Source organism: Pseudomonas sp. NBRC 111123, from assembly GCF_001320205.1.
GTDB classification, from domain to species: domain Bacteria; phylum Pseudomonadota; class Gammaproteobacteria; order Pseudomonadales; family Pseudomonadaceae; genus Aquipseudomonas; species Aquipseudomonas putida_J.
The window spans coordinates 11,925-30,595 of the sequence record NZ_BCAZ01000024.1 but is presented as its reverse complement, the minus strand read 5'-3'; the positions used below and the strand labels follow the sequence as shown (position 1 = coordinate 30,595).

The 18,671-nt window shown below is 63.0% G+C and carries 19 protein-coding genes and 1 tRNA gene; 12 read left to right on the top strand and 8 right to left on the bottom strand.

The genetic code is table 11. From position 1 onward, the window contains the following. The first annotated feature begins 48 nt into the window (after positions 1-48). The 6 genes from hemC (at position 49) to APH27_RS14010 (ending at position 5,565) form a co-directional block, all read left to right on the top strand. Entirely contained in the window at positions 49-990 is a 942-nt protein-coding gene (gene hemC / locus APH27_RS14035; protein WP_027916955.1) for a hydroxymethylbilane synthase, read from the top strand. Beyond that, on the top strand, positions 987-1,769 hold the full coding sequence (locus tag APH27_RS14030) for a uroporphyrinogen-III synthase (protein ID WP_060485137.1): 783 nt from the start codon (positions 987-989) through the stop codon (positions 1,767-1,769). The genes hemC and APH27_RS14030 overlap by 4 nt, the downstream gene beginning before the upstream one ends. A 31-nt stretch (positions 1,770-1,800) precedes the next feature. Then, positions 1,801-2,901, top strand: a complete 1,101-nt coding sequence (locus tag APH27_RS14025) for a uroporphyrinogen-III C-methyltransferase (RefSeq protein ID WP_060485136.1) — start codon at positions 1,801-1,803, stop codon at positions 2,899-2,901. Then, positions 2,898-4,136, top strand: coding sequence for a heme biosynthesis HemY N-terminal domain-containing protein (locus APH27_RS14020; protein ID WP_060485135.1), 1,239 nt, complete (start codon positions 2,898-2,900; stop codon positions 4,134-4,136). Before APH27_RS14025 ends, APH27_RS14020 begins: the two co-directional genes overlap by 4 nt. 219 nt (positions 4,137-4,355) lie before the next feature. After that, a complete protein-coding gene (locus APH27_RS14015) occupies positions 4,356-4,862 on the top strand; it encodes a disulfide bond formation protein B (protein ID WP_060485134.1) in 507 nt (168 codons plus the stop codon). A gap of 232 nt (positions 4,863-5,094) precedes the next feature. Continuing rightward, positions 5,095-5,565: an Rsd/AlgQ family anti-sigma factor gene (locus APH27_RS14010; RefSeq protein WP_060485133.1), complete on the top strand. Its 471-nt coding sequence runs from the start codon at positions 5,095-5,097 to the stop codon at positions 5,563-5,565. A gap of 9 nt (positions 5,566-5,574) precedes the next feature. On the opposite strand, the gene APH27_RS14005 is transcribed toward APH27_RS14010, so the two are convergent. Beyond that, positions 5,575-6,234 (bottom strand): FKBP-type peptidyl-prolyl cis-trans isomerase, encoded by a 660-nt coding sequence (locus tag APH27_RS14005; protein ID WP_060485132.1) that lies wholly within the window; start codon positions 6,232-6,234, stop codon positions 5,575-5,577. A 499-nt stretch (positions 6,235-6,733) separates the two neighbouring features. On the opposite strand from APH27_RS14005, the gene APH27_RS14000 reads away from it, so the two are divergent. Next, the gene (locus tag APH27_RS14000) at positions 6,734-7,777 is read left to right on the top strand and encodes an AlgP family protein (RefSeq protein ID WP_060485131.1); all 1,044 of its coding nucleotides are present in this window, start codon (positions 6,734-6,736) and stop codon (positions 7,775-7,777) included. Here APH27_RS14000 and APH27_RS13995 read toward each other — a convergent pair. Then, on the bottom strand, positions 7,753-8,235 hold the full coding sequence (locus tag APH27_RS13995) for a TIGR02444 family protein (protein WP_060485130.1): 483 nt from the start codon (positions 8,233-8,235) through the stop codon (positions 7,753-7,755). The genes APH27_RS14000 and APH27_RS13995 overlap by 25 nt on opposite strands. Positions 8,236-8,285: 50 nt before the next feature. On the opposite strand from APH27_RS13995, the gene APH27_RS13990 reads away from it, so the two are divergent. After that, positions 8,286-10,196 (top strand): ATP-binding cassette domain-containing protein, encoded by a 1,911-nt coding sequence (locus APH27_RS13990; protein WP_027916946.1) that lies wholly within the window; start codon positions 8,286-8,288, stop codon positions 10,194-10,196. A gap of 225 nt (positions 10,197-10,421) precedes the next feature. Further along, positions 10,422-11,054, top strand: a complete 633-nt coding sequence (locus tag APH27_RS13985; protein WP_027916945.1) for a LysE family transporter — start codon at positions 10,422-10,424, stop codon at positions 11,052-11,054. A 30-nt stretch (positions 11,055-11,084) separates the two neighbouring features. Here the strand turns inward: APH27_RS13985 and APH27_RS13980 are convergent, their stop codons facing one another. Continuing rightward, positions 11,085-11,837, bottom strand: coding sequence for a slipin family protein (locus tag APH27_RS13980; RefSeq protein WP_027916944.1), 753 nt, complete (start codon positions 11,835-11,837; stop codon positions 11,085-11,087). After that, entirely contained in the window at positions 11,837-13,189 is a 1,353-nt protein-coding gene (locus APH27_RS13975; RefSeq protein WP_060485129.1) for a nodulation protein NfeD, read from the bottom strand. The genes APH27_RS13980 and APH27_RS13975 overlap by 1 nt, the downstream gene beginning before the upstream one ends. 98 nt (positions 13,190-13,287) lie before the next feature. Here APH27_RS13975 and APH27_RS13970 point away from each other — a divergent pair, with 98 nt between their 5' ends. From APH27_RS13970 to APH27_RS13960, 3 genes are all read left to right on the top strand, one after another. Beyond that, positions 13,288-13,746 (top strand): aminoacyl-tRNA deacylase, encoded by a 459-nt coding sequence (locus APH27_RS13970; protein ID WP_027916942.1) that lies wholly within the window; start codon positions 13,288-13,290, stop codon positions 13,744-13,746. Positions 13,747-13,807: 61 nt separating this feature from the next. Further along, positions 13,808-14,050: a DUF2789 domain-containing protein gene (locus APH27_RS13965; RefSeq protein WP_027916941.1), complete on the top strand. Its 243-nt coding sequence runs from the start codon at positions 13,808-13,810 to the stop codon at positions 14,048-14,050. Positions 14,051-14,119: 69 nt separating this feature from the next. Further along, complete coding sequence (locus APH27_RS13960) at positions 14,120-14,758, top strand: hypothetical protein (RefSeq protein WP_060485128.1); 639 nt, start codon at positions 14,120-14,122, stop codon at positions 14,756-14,758. A gap of 7 nt (positions 14,759-14,765) precedes the next feature. Here the strand turns inward: APH27_RS13960 and APH27_RS13955 are convergent, their stop codons facing one another. The 4 genes from APH27_RS13955 to APH27_RS13940 all read right to left on the bottom strand — a co-directional run bounded on the left by APH27_RS13955 (position 14,766) and on the right by APH27_RS13940 (position 18,409). Next, positions 14,766-15,203: a CBS domain-containing protein gene (locus APH27_RS13955; protein WP_027916939.1), complete on the bottom strand. Its 438-nt coding sequence runs from the start codon at positions 15,201-15,203 to the stop codon at positions 14,766-14,768. Positions 15,204-15,333: 130 nt separating this feature from the next. Beyond that, on the bottom strand, positions 15,334-16,323 hold the full coding sequence (locus APH27_RS13950; RefSeq protein ID WP_218187548.1) for an alpha/beta fold hydrolase: 990 nt from the start codon (positions 16,321-16,323) through the stop codon (positions 15,334-15,336). Positions 16,324-16,444: 121 nt separating this feature from the next. Beyond that, positions 16,445-18,175, bottom strand: coding sequence for a dipeptidase (locus APH27_RS13945; RefSeq protein WP_060485127.1), 1,731 nt, complete (start codon positions 18,173-18,175; stop codon positions 16,445-16,447). A 157-nt stretch (positions 18,176-18,332) separates the two neighbouring features. Continuing rightward, positions 18,333-18,409: transfer RNA gene (locus tag APH27_RS13940), tRNA-Arg, on the bottom strand. Positions 18,410-18,671 lie beyond the last annotated feature (262 nt).

Here is an 18,671-nt window from a genome sequence, read left to right as displayed (position 1 = left end):
CGGTGATGCTGTTATCATCAGCGGCATTTCTCTGGATCGGGGCGTTTCATGTCCACTCGCGAAATCCGCATTGCCACCCGTAAAAGTGCCTTGGCCCTGTGGCAGGCCGAATACGTCAAAGCCCGCCTAGAGCAGGCCCACCCCGGTTTGCGGGTGACCTTGGTGCCCATGGTCAGCCGCGGTGACAAGCTACTCGATGCGCCGCTGGCGAAGATCGGCGGCAAGGGCCTGTTCGTGAAGGAACTGGAAACGGCACTGCTGGACAACGAAGCCGATATTGCCGTGCATTCGATGAAGGACGTGCCCATGGACTTTCCCGAGGGCCTGGGGCTGTACTGCATCTGCGAGCGCGAAGACCCGCGCGATGCCTTCGTCTCGAACAACTTCGCCAGCCTCGACGCCCTGCCGGCCGGCAGCATCGTTGGCACCTCCAGCCTGCGCCGTCAGGCCCAGCTGCTGGCACGCCGGCCTGACCTGAAAATCCATTTCCTGCGCGGCAACGTCAACACCCGCCTGGCCAAGCTCGATGCCGGCGAGTACGACGCCATCATCCTCGCCGCAGCGGGCCTGATCCGCCTGGGCTTCGAGGACCGTATCAGCGCTTCCATCAGTGTCGACGACAGCCTGCCTGCCGGTGGCCAGGGCGCAGTGGGCATCGAGTGCCGCAGCGCCGACAGCGAAATTCATGCACTGCTGGCGCCGCTGCACCATGCCGATACCGCCGACCGCGTGATCGCCGAGCGTGCCTTGAACAAGCGCCTCAACGGTGGCTGCCAGGTGCCGATCGCCTGTTACGCGGTGCTCGAAGGCGACCAGCTGTGGCTGCGTGGCCTGGTGGGCCAGCCAAGTGGCGGTACCTTGCTGGTGGCTGATGCCCGTGCGCCGCGCGAAGCCGCAGAGGCGTTGGGCGTGCAGGTGGCCGAAGACCTGCTGGGGCAGGGCGCCGAAGCGATTCTCAAGGAAGTGTACGGCGAGGCCGGGCATCCGTGAGCCCTTGGCGCCTGTTGCTGACCCGGCCTGAAGAGGACTGCGCGGCACTGGCGCAGCGCCTGGCCACTGTAGGTGTGGCCAGCAGTTGCCTGCCATTGCTGGCCATTGAGCCAGTCGCCTTGGCTGACGGGCAGCTTCAACAGCTGGCCGGGCTGGCGCAATGCCGGGCCATCATCGTAGTCAGCAAGCCGGCGGCCCGATTGCTGCTCGAGCAGTTGCGGCAGGCCGGCCTGCAGGCACCGTCAACAGGCTGGTTCACCGTGGGCGAGGCGACGGCGGCGGTGCTGCAGGGCGCGGGCCTTCAGGTGACATTCCCCACACAGGGTGACGACAGCGAGGCTTTGCTCGCGCTAGCGGCCCTGCGCCAGGCTGTTGCGGTGCCTCAGGCGCGTGTGCTGATCGTTCGCGGCGTTGGAGGTCGCGAACTGCTGGCCGAGCGTCTTGCAGAGCAAGGTGCTAGTGTCGAATATCTGGAACTGTATCGTCGCTGCCTGCCGGAGTATCCGGCGGGCACGCTGATGCGCCGCATAGAAGCGGAACGCCTCAATGGCCTGGTGGTCAGCAGTGGGCAGGGTCTTGAACATTTGCAGCAGATGGCCGCCGCCGACTGGCCGCGAGTGGCCAGCCTGCCGTTGTTCGTACCAAGCCCGCGGGTCGCTGAACAGGCCCGGGCCGCCGGGGCCCAGCAGGTTGTGGATTGCCGTGGCGCGAGTGCCACGGCCTTGCTGGCAGCCGTGCAGCGTAGTGCTGCACCTGCCTCTCAAGGCGCTTCGCAGTAGAGCGAGGTGCCCCCATGCAAAGGATGGATACGTGAGCGAAACTGTCTTGTCCAACAATGATCAGCCGTCGGCCCAGGAGCCGGCGCAACCCGTCACCGACAAGCCTGTAAAGCGCTCTGGCAGTGGTCTGGCCGTGCTGGCGCTATTGCTGGGTGCCGCCGGGGTCGCAGTAGGGGGGTGGGGTGTCTGGCAGGTGCGGCAGCTGCAAGGCAGCGAAGTGAACCAGGGCCAGCACCTGGAAGCCCTCAACCAGCGCGCCGCTGCACTGCAGCAGCGCGAGCAGCAGATCAGTGCGCAACTGGCCAGCCTGCCGGCCGCCAGCGAGCTGGAAGACCGCCGCCGGCTGGTGACGCAGCTGCAAGGCGACCAGCAGCGTCTCAGCCAGCGGCTGGAAACCGTGCTCGGCGAGAGCCGCAAGGAGTGGCGCCTGGCCGAGGCAGAGCATCTGTTGCGCTTGGCCACCCTGCGTCTGTCGGCGCTGCAGGACATCACCAGCGCCAAGGCCTTGGTCGAAGGTGCTGATGAAATCCTTCGCGAGCAAAGCGACCCGGGCGCCTTTGCCGCCCGCGAGCAGCTTGCGCGCAGCCTGGCCGTGCTGAACAGCACCCAGCAGCCTGACCGCACCGGTCTGTTCCTCAAGCTCGCCGCCCAGCGTGATCTGGTGCAGCAGCTCAGCGCCCAGTCGCCCGAGTTCGCCAGCAACGCCGATGCGCTAGGCGCGTTGACCGCCGATGGCGATGGGGCCAGTCGCCTGTCGCAGTGGTGGGCAGAAATCTCCAAGTACTTCCAGATCGACTTCAATGCCGACGACAATGTGCGGCCGTTGCTGGCAGGCCAGCAGCTGAACCAGCTGCGTCTGGCCCTGAGCCTGACCATCGAGCAGGCACAGTGGGCTGCGCTCAATGGCGAGGCCAAGGTCTACAGCCAGGCCCTGGATGATGCGCGCAGTGTGCTGCTGGCCAACTTCAATGCCGACAACCCGCAAAGCAAGGCGATGCTCGACAGCCTCAACGCATTGGCTGAGCAGCCTGTCTCGGTAGTAACCCCGGATCTGAGCGAAAGCTTGGCGGCGGTACAGGCGTACATCCAGCGCCGTCATCTGCCAACCGAGGCTGAAGGGGGCAAACCATGAAGCGTGTCTACCTGCTGGCCGTACTGGCGATCGTGATTGCCGCAGCGCTGGGCGTTGCGGTAGCCAAACACAGTGGTTATGTACTGATTGCCTATGGTGGTTTCCGCTACCAGTCCGGGTTGTGGGCGGCGCTCGCGGCGCTGGCTGGCGTGGTCGTGCTGCTGTTGCTGCTGCGTTACCTGGTCGGGCTGGTGCTGACCTCAAGTGGCGTGGTCAACCCATGGTCGCGGCGTAACCGCAGCCGGCGTGTGCGGATCGCCATCGAACAGGGTCAGCTGGACCTGGCCGAGGGCCGCTGGGCCAGTGCCCAGCGCCACCTGCATCGTGCTGCCGAGGCCGAGCGCCAGCCCCTGCTGTATTACCTCGGTGCTGCCCGCGCTGCCAATGAGCTGGGGCGCAAGGAAGACAGCGACAATCTGCTGGAGCGTGCCTTGGAGCGTCAGCCTCAGGCCGAGCTGGCCATTGCCCTGACCCATGCGCAATTGCAGATGGACCGCGGTGAGCGCGATGCAGCGCTGGAGACACTGCTGGCCATGCAGGAGCGCCATCCCCATAACACCCAGGTGCTGCGCCTGCTGCAGCGCCTGCACCTGGAACGTGGTGACTGGTCGGCGCTGATTCGCCTACTGCCGGACCTGCGCAAGGGCAAGGTGTTGCCGGCCGACGAGCTGGCCGCGCTGGAAAAGCGTGCCTGGGGCCAGAACCTTGGCCTGGCGACCACTCGTGGCGAGGATCCGCAAAGTGCCCGTCAGGCGCTTGAACGCGCCTGGCAGCAGCTGACCGCGGCCCAGCGCCAGGAGCCGCAACTGGTGCTGGCCTATGCCGAACAGTTGCGCCAGGTGGGTGCTCAGGGCGAAGCCGAGCAGGTGCTGCGCACTGCGCTCAAGCGTGAGTACGAAAGCCACCTGGCTCGCCTGTATGGCTTGGTACGCGGTGATGACCCGGCGCGTCAGCTGCAAACCGCCGAAGGCTGGCTTAAAGCCCACCCAGATGACCCGAGTCTGTTGCTCACACTCGGCCGCCTGAGCCTGCAGAACCGCCTGTGGGGCAAAGCGCGCGACTATCTCGAAAGCAGCCTGCGCATGGAGCGTAACCCGGAAGCCTGTGCAGAGCTTGCGCGCTTGCTCGCCAGCCTGGGCGAAACCGAACGCAGCAATCAGCTGTTCCAGGAAGGCCTGGGTCTGCTCGATGAGCGTCTTCTGGCACTGCCGTTGCCAGAAGCTGTTCGCGCTTGAACGCCCCCTGAGCCCGCGCAGGTGTGCGGGCTCATGGGGTCGGTAACTTATTCATCGTCAAAAGTTTGTTCTGCAGCCTCTTCTTAAGAAATTTCCTACAGCTCGCATGGAAACTTTCCTTGCGATACAGCGACTTGTCATTCCAGTAGCGCCTTGAAACAACCCCGGCGTTTCCTCTACCGTTCCAGCCACTTCAACTTTCCCGGGACCGTCCTGCCCATGTCGATGGCCAGTCTGCGCACGTTTTTCATTCCGGCATGCCTTGCCTCGCTGGCGGTGCTGGGCGTGTCTTTCTATCTCGAAAGTGTCCTTGGGCTTGTGCCTTGCCCGCTGTGTTTCAGCCAGCGGGTACTGCTGGGTTTGTATGCATTGGTGTGCCTGTGTGCGGCGATGCATGCACCGGGTATTGCCGGGGCTCGGCGATACGCGCGAACAGCGCTGGTGTGCGGCGCCAGTGGTGCGTTGCTGGCGGCACGGCATGTGTGGCTGCAGGGTGCGATCGATGCGAGCCACATGTGCTCGTTGCCAATCGGGCGCATGTTAGAGCTGCCATGGCGCGAAGTCGCGCGGCAGCTGTTGTTCGGCGGCCCTGATTGCAGCTCGCTGACCTGGAGTTTTCTCGACCTGACCTTGCCGGAGTGGAGCTTGCTGGCGTTTCTGCTACTGGCGGCGCTGCCCTTGAGCTGCCTGCTGGCGTATCGTTTCCACTCGCTTGGCAATCCTTGACCTGGCGCATGCCGGCGGCCGATAGCGCGACCAATGGTGGTGCATCGGGGTATTAAACACTTGTATGAACTTTGTCTGCTGCGTACCTTGATGCTAAGCACGCGCGGGAATAATCTCCCAGCACGCATACTGAAAACACAACTGCTCGATGCCGTCCTGCTGATGTCACCTTTGTGCTGCACGGTCGTGGTGCGAGGTGCAGCGGCATCTACCCAGAAGGGAAGAGATCGCCATGCTCGATAGTTGTCAGAACGCCCAGGAACGCTGGGGTGGGGTTCACAAGCTGATCGACCGTTGGCTCGAGGAGCGAGAGGAGCTGGTCCAGGCTTTCCGCACCTTGCGCGCCGTGAGGCCAGCCTTTGCCGACAAGGACACCAATGGAGATTTTTGCGCTCTCTTGGTCGACTACGTTTCGGCGTGGCACTTTGAGGTCAGTGAGCAGTTGGTCAGCGAAGCCAAGGCATTTGGCGATACACGCGGATTGGAGCTGGCTACGCAGATCAATCCCCGCATTGATGAAAGCACTCAAATTGCTCTGGCCTTCAATGACCACTGCGCCAAGGGCGAGTGCAAGGACACCGAACGCTTCGCCGAAAAGCTGACCAAGCTGGGTGCCCTGCTGCGCGAACGCTTCGAGCTCGAAGACTGCCTGATCGAGGTCCTGCACAACGCGCACAAGGAAGAGGGCGCGGTAGAAGCCTGAAGGTCGGCGTCAGTCGCCGACCGCCAGTAACTCGATTTCGAACACCAGCGGCGTGTAGGGCGCGATCAGGTCACCTGCGCCCTCGGCACCGTAGGCCTGTGCAGAGGGAATCACCAGGCGCCAGGTCGAACCCGCTTTCATGTGTGGCAACGCCACCTGCCAGCCTTCGATCACCGAGTCCAGGCTGAACCACTGCGGTTGCGGGTTCTGGTCGAACACCGTGCCATCCGGCAGCCTGCCGACATAGCGCACCTGCACTTTGCCGCCGGCTTTGGGTTGCGCGCCATTACCCCCTTTCAGCTCACTGTACAGCACGCCTTGCGGCAGCTCGTGCACTCCGGCACGGGCACGCTCGTTGGCCATGAAGCGGGTTTCCACGGCCTGCAGCTTGGCGACTTCGGCTTGCTCGGCGGCGCTGTTGGCCTGTTCTTCGTGTTGTTGGAGAATGGCTTCCATTCGGGCTTTGTCGAGCTTCAATGGCTGGCCCTGATAGGACTGGCGCAGGCCTTCGACCAGCGCATCCAGTTGCAGGCCAGGCACTTCCTGGCGCAGACGCTCACCCAGGCTGGCGCCTAGGCTATAGGCTAGGTCGTGATCATTGGCAGGAGCGGTATCGGCCAAGGCAAATGGCGCCATCAGGTACAAGCCGAGAACAAGTTTACGAGACATGGTGAGGTACTGTTCCAGATGTGTGTGGAGGCTCGGTGTTTGCCGTGGTTGATTCGTTGTTGTCGAGATCCAGCGCCGCCCGCGCGGCGCATCGCGGATAAATCTGCTCCTGCATTTATTGCAACGTGCCGAACCTGTAACGCCATGGTCGCCTGCCTTGGTGTATGACTTGATCCCTACAAACAAGGCTGACAACCATGGCCTCACTGGCAGGGTCACGTTGCAATAAATGTAGGAGCAGATTTATCTGCGATGCGCCGCGCGGGCTGCGCTCGATCTACGCCTCGACAAACGACTCAAGCCATGCACTGCATAAAACACGGTCTACCAGGTAAAAACCTGCAACGTTTTGTTAAGCAACTACACTTGCTCGGAGCTGCAAGATAACAACTTTGCCCAGGCATGCAACGCGGCGCCACCAATACTGTCAACATGCCCTAGCGGCGGTAGCAGCAGAAGCATAGTATGAGCCGCAATCTCGTCAGCCAGGAGGTAAACCATGTCGGCTAAAAAGAAGCCAGTAAATACGCCGTTACACCTGCTCCAGCAACTTTCGGGCAGCCTGCTCGAACACTTGGAAGAAGCCTGCTCGCAAGCGCTGGCTGATGCGGAGAAATTGCTGGCCAAGTTGGAAAAGCAGCGCGGCAAAGCGCAGGAAAAACTGCACAATGGTCGCCTGAAGTTGCAGGACGCGGCCAAGGCAGGTAAAGCCAAGGCCCAGAACAAGGCGCAAAAGGTTATTGGTGAACTTGAAGAATTGCTCGACTCGCTCAAGGAGCGCCAGACCCAGACGCGTACTTACATTCAGCAACTCAAGCGTGATGCCCAGGAAAGCCTGAAACTGGCTCAAGGGGTCGGCAAGGTGCGTGAGGCCGCCGGCAAGGCACTCGACCAGCGTGCAGTGGCTGCCAAGACCGTGAAACCGGCTGCTGCCAAGGCACCAGCCCGCAGCGCCGCCAAGCCTGCCGCCGCCAAGGCCCCGGCCAAGCCGGCCGCGACCAAAGCGCCGGCCCGAGCTGCCGCCGCCAAGCCAGCTGCGAAACCCGCTGCTGCCAAGCCCGCAGCGGCAAAAGCCCCAGCCCGCGCCGCCGCTGCCAAACCTGCCGCCAAGCCAGCCGCGAAACCCGCTGCTGCCAAGGCTCCCGCCAAACCAGCAGCTGCCAAGCCTGCAGCAACCAAAGCCCCGGCCAGAAGCGCTGCCGCCAAGCCAGCGGCCAAAACTGTCGCCGCTAAGCCCGCAGCTGCCAAGCCTGCCGCCAAACCGGCCGCAGCCAAGGCTCCAGCCAAGCCAGCGGCAGCCAAGCCAGCGGCAGCCAAACCAGCCGCCAAGCCTGCTGCTGCCAAAGCGCCGGCCAAACCTGCCGCAGCCAAGCCAGCAGCAAGACCTGCAGCGAAGGCCCCAGCAAAACCGGTCGCAGCCAAACCTGCCGAAGCGAAACCGGCTACTTCAGCCGCCAGTGCGCCAGCGACCAATTCGGCTGCTCCCGCCACGTCCTCGGCACCCGCCAGCACCCCAGCTCAGACGCCGTCTTCGGCCTCCTGAAGCGCTGCGGCCGCGACGCGCAAGATCACCAGCGCGTCGTGGCCGCGGGCCGGCTCCGGCGTCAGCCGGTCCAGCCAATCGTCCGTGGGCTCACTCGAGCCTGTGGGCCATTGTTGCGCACAGGTTTGCAGCCGTTGCAGCAACGCCTTCTCCGCTTGCAACTCCAGCCCCTTCACTTGCTCTCGCAACGCCGCCAGGTGTGAATCTTGCTGCGCGGGCGTGCGCCATTGACGGCGTAGGCTGCGTAATGGCGCAACCACATCGTGCTGCCACGGCCCGGCAATCGCTCGCAGAGCCTGGGCGCGTTCTTCACTGAAGGTCACCGCATGCGCCTGCAGCCAGGTGGCGCACAGCAGCAAGCAGACGTCGCCCCCCAGCGCCTGAACATCCAGGCAGGCTGTTTCGACTCCCGGGCGGGCATACAGCGCCAAGGCGTGATTCCACAGGTCGGTGTACATGATTCCACTCACGCTGCGGGCCGAGGAAGCTGGTAGACTCCGCGACCACTATGATCAGACTATCCAACCTCACTTTACAGCGTGGTCCGCAGCGCTTGCTAGAAGGCGCCGAGATGACCCTGCACGCCGGCCACAAGGCCGGCCTGATTGGTGCCAACGGCGCCGGAAAATCCAGCCTGTTCGCCTTGCTGCGCGGTGAGCTGTCACCCGATGCCGGCGATTGCCAGCTGCCCGGCGACTGGCGCATTGCCCATATGCGTCAGGAAGTCGATACCCTCGACCGCCTGGCCGTGGACTATGTACTCGACGGCGACGCCCGCCTGCGCAAGGTCCAGGCCGAACTGGCCGTGGCCGAGCAGGCCCACGACGGCACTGCCCTTGCGCGCCTGCACAGTGAGCTGGAAGTCGCCGACGGCTATACCGCCGATGCCCGCGCGCGCAAGCTGCTGGCTGGCCTGGGTTTCACCAATGAGCAGATGGACCGCCGCGTAGGTGACTTCTCCGGTGGCTGGCGGATGCGCCTGAACCTGGCCCAGGCCCTGATGTGCCCGTCCGACCTGCTCTTGCTCGACGAGCCGACCAACCACCTCGACCTCGATGCGATCCTGTGGCTGGAAGACTGGCTCAAGGGCTACCCGGGCACGCTGTTGCTGATTTCCCACGACCGCGATTTCCTCGATGCCGTGGTCGACCATGTGCTGCACGTCGAGCAGCGCAAGCTCAACCTGTACAAGGGGGGCTACACCGCCTTCGAGCGCACCCGTGCCGAGCGCCTGGCGCAACAGCAGCAAGCCTACGAGAAGCAGCAGGCGCAGCGCGCGCACATGGAAAAGTACATCGCCCGCTTCAAGGCCCAGGCCACCAAGGCACGCCAGGCGCAGAGCCGGATCAAGGCTTTGGAACGCATGGAGGAGTTGTCGGCGGCGCACGTCGATTCGCCGTTCGACTTCGTCTTCCGTGAGTCGCAGAAAATCTCCAGCCCGCTGCTGAGCCTGTCCGAAGGCCGCCTGGGGTATGGCGACAAGGCGATCCTCGACAAGGTCAAGTTGCAGCTGGTCCCGGGTGCGCGCATCGGCCTGCTCGGCCCCAACGGCGCCGGCAAGTCGACCCTGATCAAGAACCTCGCCGGTGAGCTCGAGCCGCTGTCGGGCCGCCTGGTGCGTGGCGAGAACCTCGCCGTCGGCTACTTTGCCCAGCATCAGCTCGACTCGCTGGACGACAAGGCCAGCCCGCTCCTGCACCTGCAGCGCATCGCACCGGCCGAGCGCGAACAGACCTTGCGCGACTTCCTTGGCGGTTTCGACTTCCATGGCGACCGCGTCGATGAGCCGGTGGTGAACTTCTCCGGTGGCGAAAAGGCCCGCCTGGCTCTGGCGCTGATCGCCTGGGAGCGGCCGAACCTGCTGCTGCTCGACGAACCGACCAACCACCTCGACCTGGAAATGCGCCTGGCGCTGACCATGGCCCTGCAGGAGTTTGCCGGTGCCGTGGTGGTGGTTTCCCACGACCGTCACCTGCTCAAGAGCACCACCGACGACTTCCTGCTGGTGGCCGATGGCAAGGTCGAGACCTTCGATGGCGACCTCGACGACTACAGCCGCTGGCTGGTCGAGTATCGCCAGCGCAGTGCCCCGGCCAGCAACGCCCCGGCCAATCCGGACAAGACCGACAAGAAGGCCCAGCGTCAGGCTGCCGCCGCCCTGCGACAGCAGTTGGCACCGCACAAGAAAGCGGCCGACAAGCTGGAGAGCGAGCTCAACCAGGTGCATGCGCAGTTGGCCGAGATCGAGACTGCGCTGGGCGATGGTGGTGTTTACGAAGCGGCGCGCAAGGATGAATTGCGCGATCTGTTGGCTCGGCAGACCAAGCTCAAGCAGCGCGAAGGCGAGCTTGAGGAAGCCTGGATGGAAGCTCTGGAAACCCTGGAGAGCATGCAGGCCGAACTTGAGGCTTTGTCCTGATCGTTTGATGTTGCCTGTACCGGCCTCATCGCGGGCTTGCCCGCTCCCACAGGGATGCCACACGGCGTAAGGGCGGTGATGTTCCTGTGGGCGCGGCGGTGCGGAGGTCCGACTTGCCCGCGAAGAGGCCACTACAGGCAGTAGAAATCCCACAGAATTTGCTGGTTATTTTTTCGCCAACCCCTTAGCTTAACGTTTTGCAACAATTGTTGAGCGAGGTGTGTGATGTCGATGGAAGTGTGGTTGGGCTTCTTTGCCGCGTGCTGGGTAATCAGCCTGTCGCCGGGTGCCGGGGCAATTGCCTCGATGTCCAGCGGGCTACAGTACGGTTTCTGGCGGGGTTACTGGAATGCCCTGGGCCTGCAACTGGGCCTGATCGTGCAGATCGCCATCATTGCTGCAGGTGTCGGCGCCATCCTGGCCGCTTCTGCCACCGCCTTCCAGGTCATCAAGTGGTTCGGTGTCGCCTATCTGGTCTACCTGGCCTACAAACAATGGCGCGCCTTGCCGATGGACATGGCCGACGAGTCCGGCGTACGCCCGATCGGCAAGCCGCTGAGCCTGGTGTTCCGCGGCTTCCTGGTCAACGTCAGCAACCCCAAGGCGCTGGTGTTCATGCTCGCCGTGCTGCCGCAGTTCCTCAACCCACACGCGCCGCTGCTGGCGCAGTACATCGCGATCACCGTGACCATGATCAGCGTCGACATGCTGGTGATGGCGGGTTACACCGGGTTGGCTTCGCGTGTGTTGCGCCTGCTGCGCACGCCCAAGCAGCAGAAGCGCCTGAACCGTACCTTTGCCGGGTTGTTCATCGGCGCGGCGACCTTCCTCGCCACCTTGCGCCGCGCACCCATCTGATCGAGCCCCGGGGCTGCCATGCAGCCCCGGTCATTTCTGCTTGTCCACCAGCCCCTTGAGCAAGTCGATCGGCAACGGAAAGACGATGGTCGAGCTCCTGTCCCCGGCAATCGCCCCCAACGTCTGCATGTAACGCAGCTGCATGGCCCCTGGCTCCTTGCTGAGCATCTGCGCGGCCTGCATCAACTTTTCCGACGCCTGCAATTCACCCTCGGCATGGATCACCTTGGCCCGCCGCTCGCGTTCGGCTTCTGCCTGGCGGGCGATGGCGCGGACCATCGATTCGTTGAGGTCGACATGCTTGATCTCGACGTTGGCGACCTTGATGCCCCAGGCGTCGGTCTGGGCGTCCAGTACCTGGCGGATATCCGAATTCAGCTGCTCGCGCTCGGCCAGCAGCTCGTCCAGTTCGTGCTTGCCCAATACCGCACGCAAGGTGGTCTGGGCCAGCTGGCTGGTGGCGACGAGAAAGTCCTCGACCTGGATGATCGCTTTTTGCGGATCGAGTACGCGGAAATACAACACCGCATTGACCTTCACCGACACGTTGTCGCGCGTGATCACATCCTGTGGCGGCACATCCAGCACCACGGTGCGCAGGTCGACCCGCACCATCTGCTGGATCACCGGAATCAGCAGGATCAGCCCCGGGCCTTTGACCTGCCAGAAGCGCCCCAGCTGAAACACCACGCCTCGCTCGTACTCGCGCAGGATGCGCAATGCCGACAGCAACAGCATCGCCAGCACGATCAGCACCGCACCGAAACCCACTTGCATGAACATCATCTGTCTCCTTGCGCCGCGGGGGCGGCGGCGCTTACTTCCAGCATCACACCTTGGCGTGCCGTGACCCGGACTTTCTGCCCGGCCTGCAGTGGCGTCGTGCACTGGACTTGCCATTCTTCGCCCTGAGCCTGTACCGAACCACAGAACGGGTTGTCCGCCAGCACCTGGGTGACCGTCACCAGGCTGCCGACTAGGCCGGCGTCACCGCTGACCGGCGCCCGCCGTCGCGCCTTGATGGCCATGCCCAGCACGCCGCCGATCAGTAGTGCCGAGAGCACTGCGAGCGTGCCGATCAGCACCAGGGGGATACCGAAGCCCGGTGCGTCGGTGTCGATCAGGATCACCGCGCCAACCACGAAGGCCACGATGCCGCCGAAACCGACCACGCCGAAGCTGGGCAGGAACGCCTCGGCGATCATGAAGGCGATGCCAAGCAGGATCAGCGCCACGCCGGCAACGCTCACCGGTAGCAGCTGCAGCGCGTAAAGCCCCAGCAATAGGCAGATGCCACCCACCACGCCGCCCAGCGCCGAGCCGGGGTTCATGAACTCGAACAGCAGGCCGTACACCCCCATCATGATCAGGATCAGCGCCACGCTGGGGTTGGTGATGACGGCCAGTAAGCGCGTGCGCCAGTCCGGCAGGTGCTCGATCAGGGCAGCATCGCGTGTTTGCAGCAGCAGCGGTTGACCGGCGGCGATCAAGGTCTTGCCATCGAGCTGGCGCATCAGGTCGGGCAGGTCGTTGGCGACCTGGTCGATCACTTTCAGGCGCAGCGCTTCACTGGCTGGCAAGCTGACCGCCTCACGCACCGCTCGTTCTGCCCAGTCGGCATTGCGCCCGCGCAGTTGGGCCAGGCCTCGGATATAAGCGGTGGCGTCGTTGACCTGTTTGCGGGCCAGGGTCTGTTCTTCGTCACTCGGCTTGGCCTTGTCGTCCTTTGATGTACCGGGCAGGCCACTGATCTGGACGGGCGTGGCGGCGCCGAGGTTGGTCCCCGGGGCCATCGCGGCAACGTGGCTGGCATACAGGATGTAGGTGCCGGCGCTGGCCGCACGGGCACCGCTTGGGGCGACGAAACTGACGACCGGCACCGGGCTGGCGAGGATCGCCTTGATCATCTGGCGCATGGCACTGTCCAACCCGCCGGGGGTGTCCAGGCGCAGTACCACCAACTGGGCTCCCTGGGCCTTGGCCTGTTCGAGGTTGCGCAGCAGGTAGTCGGCGCTGGCCGGGCCGATGGCGTCATCCATGCCCAGCACCCAGATGCTGCCGGGCGCTGCCTGGCCGGCCTGGGCAAGGCCAAGCAGCAGCAACAACAGCAAGCCGCGGCAACATCGAGTGATCACCTGTCGTCACCTCGTTGGCCTCTCTACTTGAAGTTTAGCCATGCCTGCCAACCCAAGGCCTAAAATTGGAGGTTGGGGGGCGAAACCGGAGGTGCATCATGCGTATGGCCAAGACTTTGCAGCAGCGCCTGGACCAGGCCAACTGCGATTACGACATCATTCCCCACCCACACTCGGCCACCAGCCTGGAGTCGGCGCGCACGGCCGGGGTACCCGCAGAGCGGGTCGCCAAGTCGGTCATGCTGGACGACCGCCATGGCAACTACATCATGGCCGTCTTGCCGGCCAACCGGCACATGGACATGAGCAAGGTGCGCATGTCCGGCGCCTGGCAACTGACCCGCGAAAGCGCCTTGCCGATGCTGTTCGGCGATTGTGAGCGGGGCGCCATCCCGGCTATGGGTGACGCCTATCAGATCAAGATGCTGCTCGATTCGAGCCTTACCCGCCAGGGCGATGTCTACCTGGAGGCGGGTGACCACGATCACCTGATCCACATGAGCATGGAGCAGTACCTCAAACTGGTACCGCAAGCTGAAGTACGCGAGCTGTGCTGATGTTTTCAAGCCAATGCCGGGCCGGCGTCGTGGACGGCCAGCCCGGCACACAGGAGGAACCATGGACGCACCGATCCATCCATTCGCCGAGCTGTTCAAGCAACTGGGCCTGCCCGACGATGCGCAGAGCATCGACCAGTTCATCACCAGCCATTCGCCGTTGAAGAACGAGATAAAGCTGGTGGATGCACCGTTCTGGACCGATTCCCAGCGCGCCTTCCTGCAGGAAAGCATCATTGAAGATGCCGATTGGGCGGAGCCTTTCGATCAGCTCAACGAAGCGTTGCGCCGCCCCAGAAAATAAAGTGCCGAGCGGCACCTGACGAGTGATCGGCCGTTGCTATGCTCAGGAAAAACAAGAGGGGTTAGCGTGATGAAAGATCCCTACGCATCAGGCTTCTGGTGCTCCGTGACGATCCTGGGCACCCTGACGGCCAGCTACTTCTACGGCATCCGCCAAACCCAGCAGATGAACCAGGCGATCCAGTTCCTCTACGCTGCTGCCGCGGTTACAGCCGCAGTTGCGTTGGTGGCACTGACCTGGATTGCCTGGCAGCAATTGCACCTGAACAAGCGTGAAGTGGTGCAGGGGCGAACGTTGCTGACCATCTGGAACACCAAGGTTGCGTTACGTCGCGTCGAAACGGTGTTCGATCGCTACTTCTGGGGTAGCTACTGGCATTCCGGGCGCACCTTCGAAGAGGTGATGGGCGAGCTCAAAGGCACCCCGCTGGAACAGAGCCTTGATGCGCTGAAACGCCAGTGCCGGGCACTCGACCGTGAAATCCACGACCATCATCATCACTGGCTGGCCAATGCCCGTGACCTCTCCAGCGTGGCCACGGCCATGGCCCGCGAGCGTTATCAGCTGGACTTGTGCGAGCCGTCGAGCAACGGCCACGGCAACACCGCCGTGCTCAACCGTGACCTGGAGGTACTGGTGTACACCTGGTCGGCGCGCCTGCGCAGCTTCGACCATCAGCTGGACGAGCTGGAGCGCGCCTACCACTGAGGCGCCCTCATTCGCCGCGGATGTACTGCTCCAGCTGCTTGATGAGGTTGGCCTGCTCGGCGATGGTTTCCTTGACCAGGTCACCGATCGACAACAGGCCGAGCAGTTGGCCGTCCTCGACCACAGGAAGGTGGCGCAGATGACGGTCGGTCATCTGTTGCATGCAGTAATCCAGGCTTTTCTTGGGCCCCACCGTGATCACCGGCGCGCTCATGATCTCGCGCACCGGCGTGGCGGCCGAGGAGCGGCCTTTGAGCACCAGCTTGCGTGCATAGTCCCGTTCACTGACGATCCCCACTACCTGGTTGTTTTCTACCACAGGCAGTGCACCGACGTTTTTCTCCGCCAGCAGTTTCAGGGCGTCGAGTACCGAGTCATCCGGGCCGATGGTGTACACGGTCTGGTGCTGGGACTTGGTCTTGAGGATTTGTTCGACGGTCTTCATACGGGCCTCTGCGGGTGGAAAAGACGAACGCTTGGAGTAAATAAAGCATCCGGCACGCCGGCCTGCACGGCAATGCAGGAAACGGCATCGAGTCGATTGAAAAACGTCATGGCTGCCCCAGCTCCACGCTTCAATCCGCTATACCTGGCGTTGAAACCAGGCGCCCCTGCTGTTCAAGGCCTTGCATGAACCCGACGACATGCTTGGCCAGCATGACGGGCTGTTCCTCCACTGCGAAATGGCCCGCGTCTATCAGGTGAATCTGGGCGGTGGGCAAGTCTTGGTGATAGGCCAGTGCGCCTTCGCTGATGAACGCCGGGTCGTTCTGCCCCCAGACCACCAGTGTCGGCGGTTGCCGTTTGCGCAGAAACGCTTGCCACTGCGGATAGGCTTCGATGCTCTTCCAATAGTCCTGAAAGAGTTGAACTTGAACTTGCTGTCGCGAAGCGTCGGCCAATGCCAGCAGGTCGTGGGTCCAGGCATCCGGGCTCATGCGTTCCGGGTGCGCGGCCACATCCCGCAGATATTGCTGGTTCCTGACGCCTTCAGCCGTTGTCAGGCCATGCAGGCGCAAGAGGTTGGCGCTCGAACGGTCTCGGTGGGCTTGTTCGAAAAATGCCAGGCGTGACGGTGTCAGGCCTTGCAAGTAGGCGTTGGCATTCTGCACCACTAGTGCTTGCAGGCGCTCTGGTTGCAGCTGCATCAGGCGAAAGCCAACCGGCGCGCCGAAGTCCTGGATATAAAGGCTGTATCGCTGTAGACCGAGCTGCTCGGTGAATGCGGCGATGTGTTCAGCCAGGCGGTCGAAGGTGACGGGCGTTTGCCCGGAAGCGGGCAGGGCGCTGTAGCCGGAGCCCAGATAGTCGGGCGCTATGATGTGATAGTGGCCGGAGAGCAGGGGTATCAGCTCGCGGTAGGTATGCGATGAGGAAGGAAACCCATGCAGCAACAGCAGCGTGGGTCTGTTTGTGTCGCCAGCTTCGCGATAGAAGGTACGTTGCCCCTCTACTTCGATGTAGCGGTAATAGGTTTTATGTGGCCAAGCAGCAATCGGTTCGCTGGCGTTGGCCATGGCCATGAAGGCCAGGGAAAGCAGCAAGCAGATAATCGGGCGGTGCATGTTAGGGCCTCGGTAACGTAGGGCTGGAAAACACATCTTCCAGCCCCGTTCTTGGCCATACAGGCTGCCAACATCTATCCCGGCGGTGGGATTCTTCCGGAAATGATGTTGGCCTTGATGCTCAGAGCTTCGGCATCTGCCCGATGCGCGCCACCATCTCGCTCACGATCTGCAGGTCGAGCATGAACTGTTCCACGGTCTTGAACTCGTTGTCGTTGTGCCCGGTGTACTTCACATCCGGCATGGCCAGGCCGAACTGCACGCCGTTGGGCAGGTCATGCACCGAGGTGGCGCCGGCCGAGGTGCCGAAATCGTGCTTCATGCCCAGGTTCTCGCTGGCCACATCGAGCAGGGCCTTGACCCATTCGCCTTCAGGGTTGCGGAACATCGGCTCGTCGAGGCTGTAGTCGAAGGCCACCGAGGTGTGGCTCTGGCGTGTCCATTGGCCCAGCTTGTCGGCCAACTGGTCCTTGAGGGTGGCCAGCGGCTTGCCTTTGGGAATGCGCAGGTTCACGGCCAGCTTCAGGCCCTTTTTATCCACGCCGACGAAAGTCAGCGAGGTGGTCAGCGGGCCCATGAACGTGTCTTCGAAGCCGATGCCGAGTTTCTTGCCCAGGTAGTCCAGGCCCCAGTTGTCGGCGGCGTAGCGGGCGGCATCGGTGAAGTGGTTGTGCTTGAGCGGCACCTGCTGGCCCAGGCCATTGAGGAAGTCGAGCATGCGCGCCACCGGGTTCACGCCGGACTCTGGCTCCGAGGAGTGGGCAGAGACACCGGTCACGGTGAGCAGCACGTTCTTGCCATCGGCCTTGGCGTCGATGCTGAAGTCGCCGCCATTGCGCTTCACATAGTCGGCACCCGCATTGTTCAGGCGTTTTGCCAGTTCTTCCGGGTTGTCGCCAACCAAGGTCGCCACCGAGGTGGTGGGAATCTGGTTGGTCGCCAAGCCGCCGGTCAGGTTGACGATTTCCGCACCCTGGCCCGTGGCCGGGCGCTTGCTGAAGCTGGCCATGACCGTGCCGTAGCCCTTCTCGGCGATCACCACCGGGTAGCCGCCATCCAGCGCCAGGTTGTAGTCGGGGGTGGGGTTGCGCTCGAAGTAGTAGGGGATGGCGTCGCCGCTGGTTTCTTCGGTGGTATCGATCAGCAGCTTGAACTGCCGGGCCAGCGGCAGGTTCTCGTCCTTGGCGACTTTCAGCGCATACAGCGCGACGATGATGCCGTTTTTGTCATCCTCGGTGCCGCGGCCGTACATGCGGTCGCCGACCAGCGTCACGTTGAATGGATCGAGGCGGGTGCCGTCGGCCAGCTTCCAGTTGTCCGGGTTGACCGGCACCACGTCGGCATGGGCGTGGATACCGACCACTTCCTTGCCTTCGCCGAGCGAGATCTCGTAGACGCGGTTGTCGACGTTGCGGAAGGCCAGGCCGAAGCTCTGCGCCAGGGCCTTGATCTTGTCGGCGATCTTCAGGAACGCGGGGTTTTCGTGCTGGGGTACGCCGTCGACGCTGAAGGTGGGAATGGCCACCAGTTCACGCAGGTTTTCCGTGGCCGCCTTGGCGTATTTGATGCGGGTGTAGAGCCCGAGCAGGCGGTTGATTTCGTTCTGTTGCTCGGCTGCCAGCGGCGTGCCGGCCAGGTAGGCGTCGAGGGTGGCAGCGAGGTTGTCGGCCTTGGCCAGTTCGCTGCCCTTGAGTTTGCCGAGGAATTGCTTGAAGTCTGCCGGGTTGCTGCCGTCGAAGGCTTTGACGATGGCGGCGGACTGTTGCTGGGTGAGGTTGGCTTGGGCCGGTTGGGCGAACAGGCCGATGCTGGCCAGCAGCAGGGCGGTGGAGGTGAGCTTTTTCAGGTGCATGGGCACGCATTCCTTCGCGAATCATTGTTATGGGTTACCCGTCGGGAACGGGAAGGGGCCCACGCTAACACCAATGACCCATGGCACGGGAGTGCCAGAAACGCGACATGTCGCACAAATGAAAAAGCCCCGGGAATGATCCCAGGGCTTTCGAAGATGGCGCACTCGGCGGGATTCGAACCCACGACCCCTGCCTTCGGAGGGCAGTACTCTATCCAGCTGAGCTACGAGTGCAACGCGAACGCATGATACCCATCTGATTCGGCGGCGTCCATCGCCTTGATCTATGGCAGTTTTTCCTGATTGGCCCCTCGCGGCTAAAGCCGCTCCCACAGGTTGTGCGCTGTTTGTAGGCGCGGCTTTAGCCGCGAAGGGCCGGTATCGGCCACCTAAATCCATCTATCCATATGCGATATCAGTATTTCCCTCTAGGTTCTTATGCCCCCTATGATCTGGTCACAACTTGTTATAACAAGTCATCGATCAGCGAAGAGAC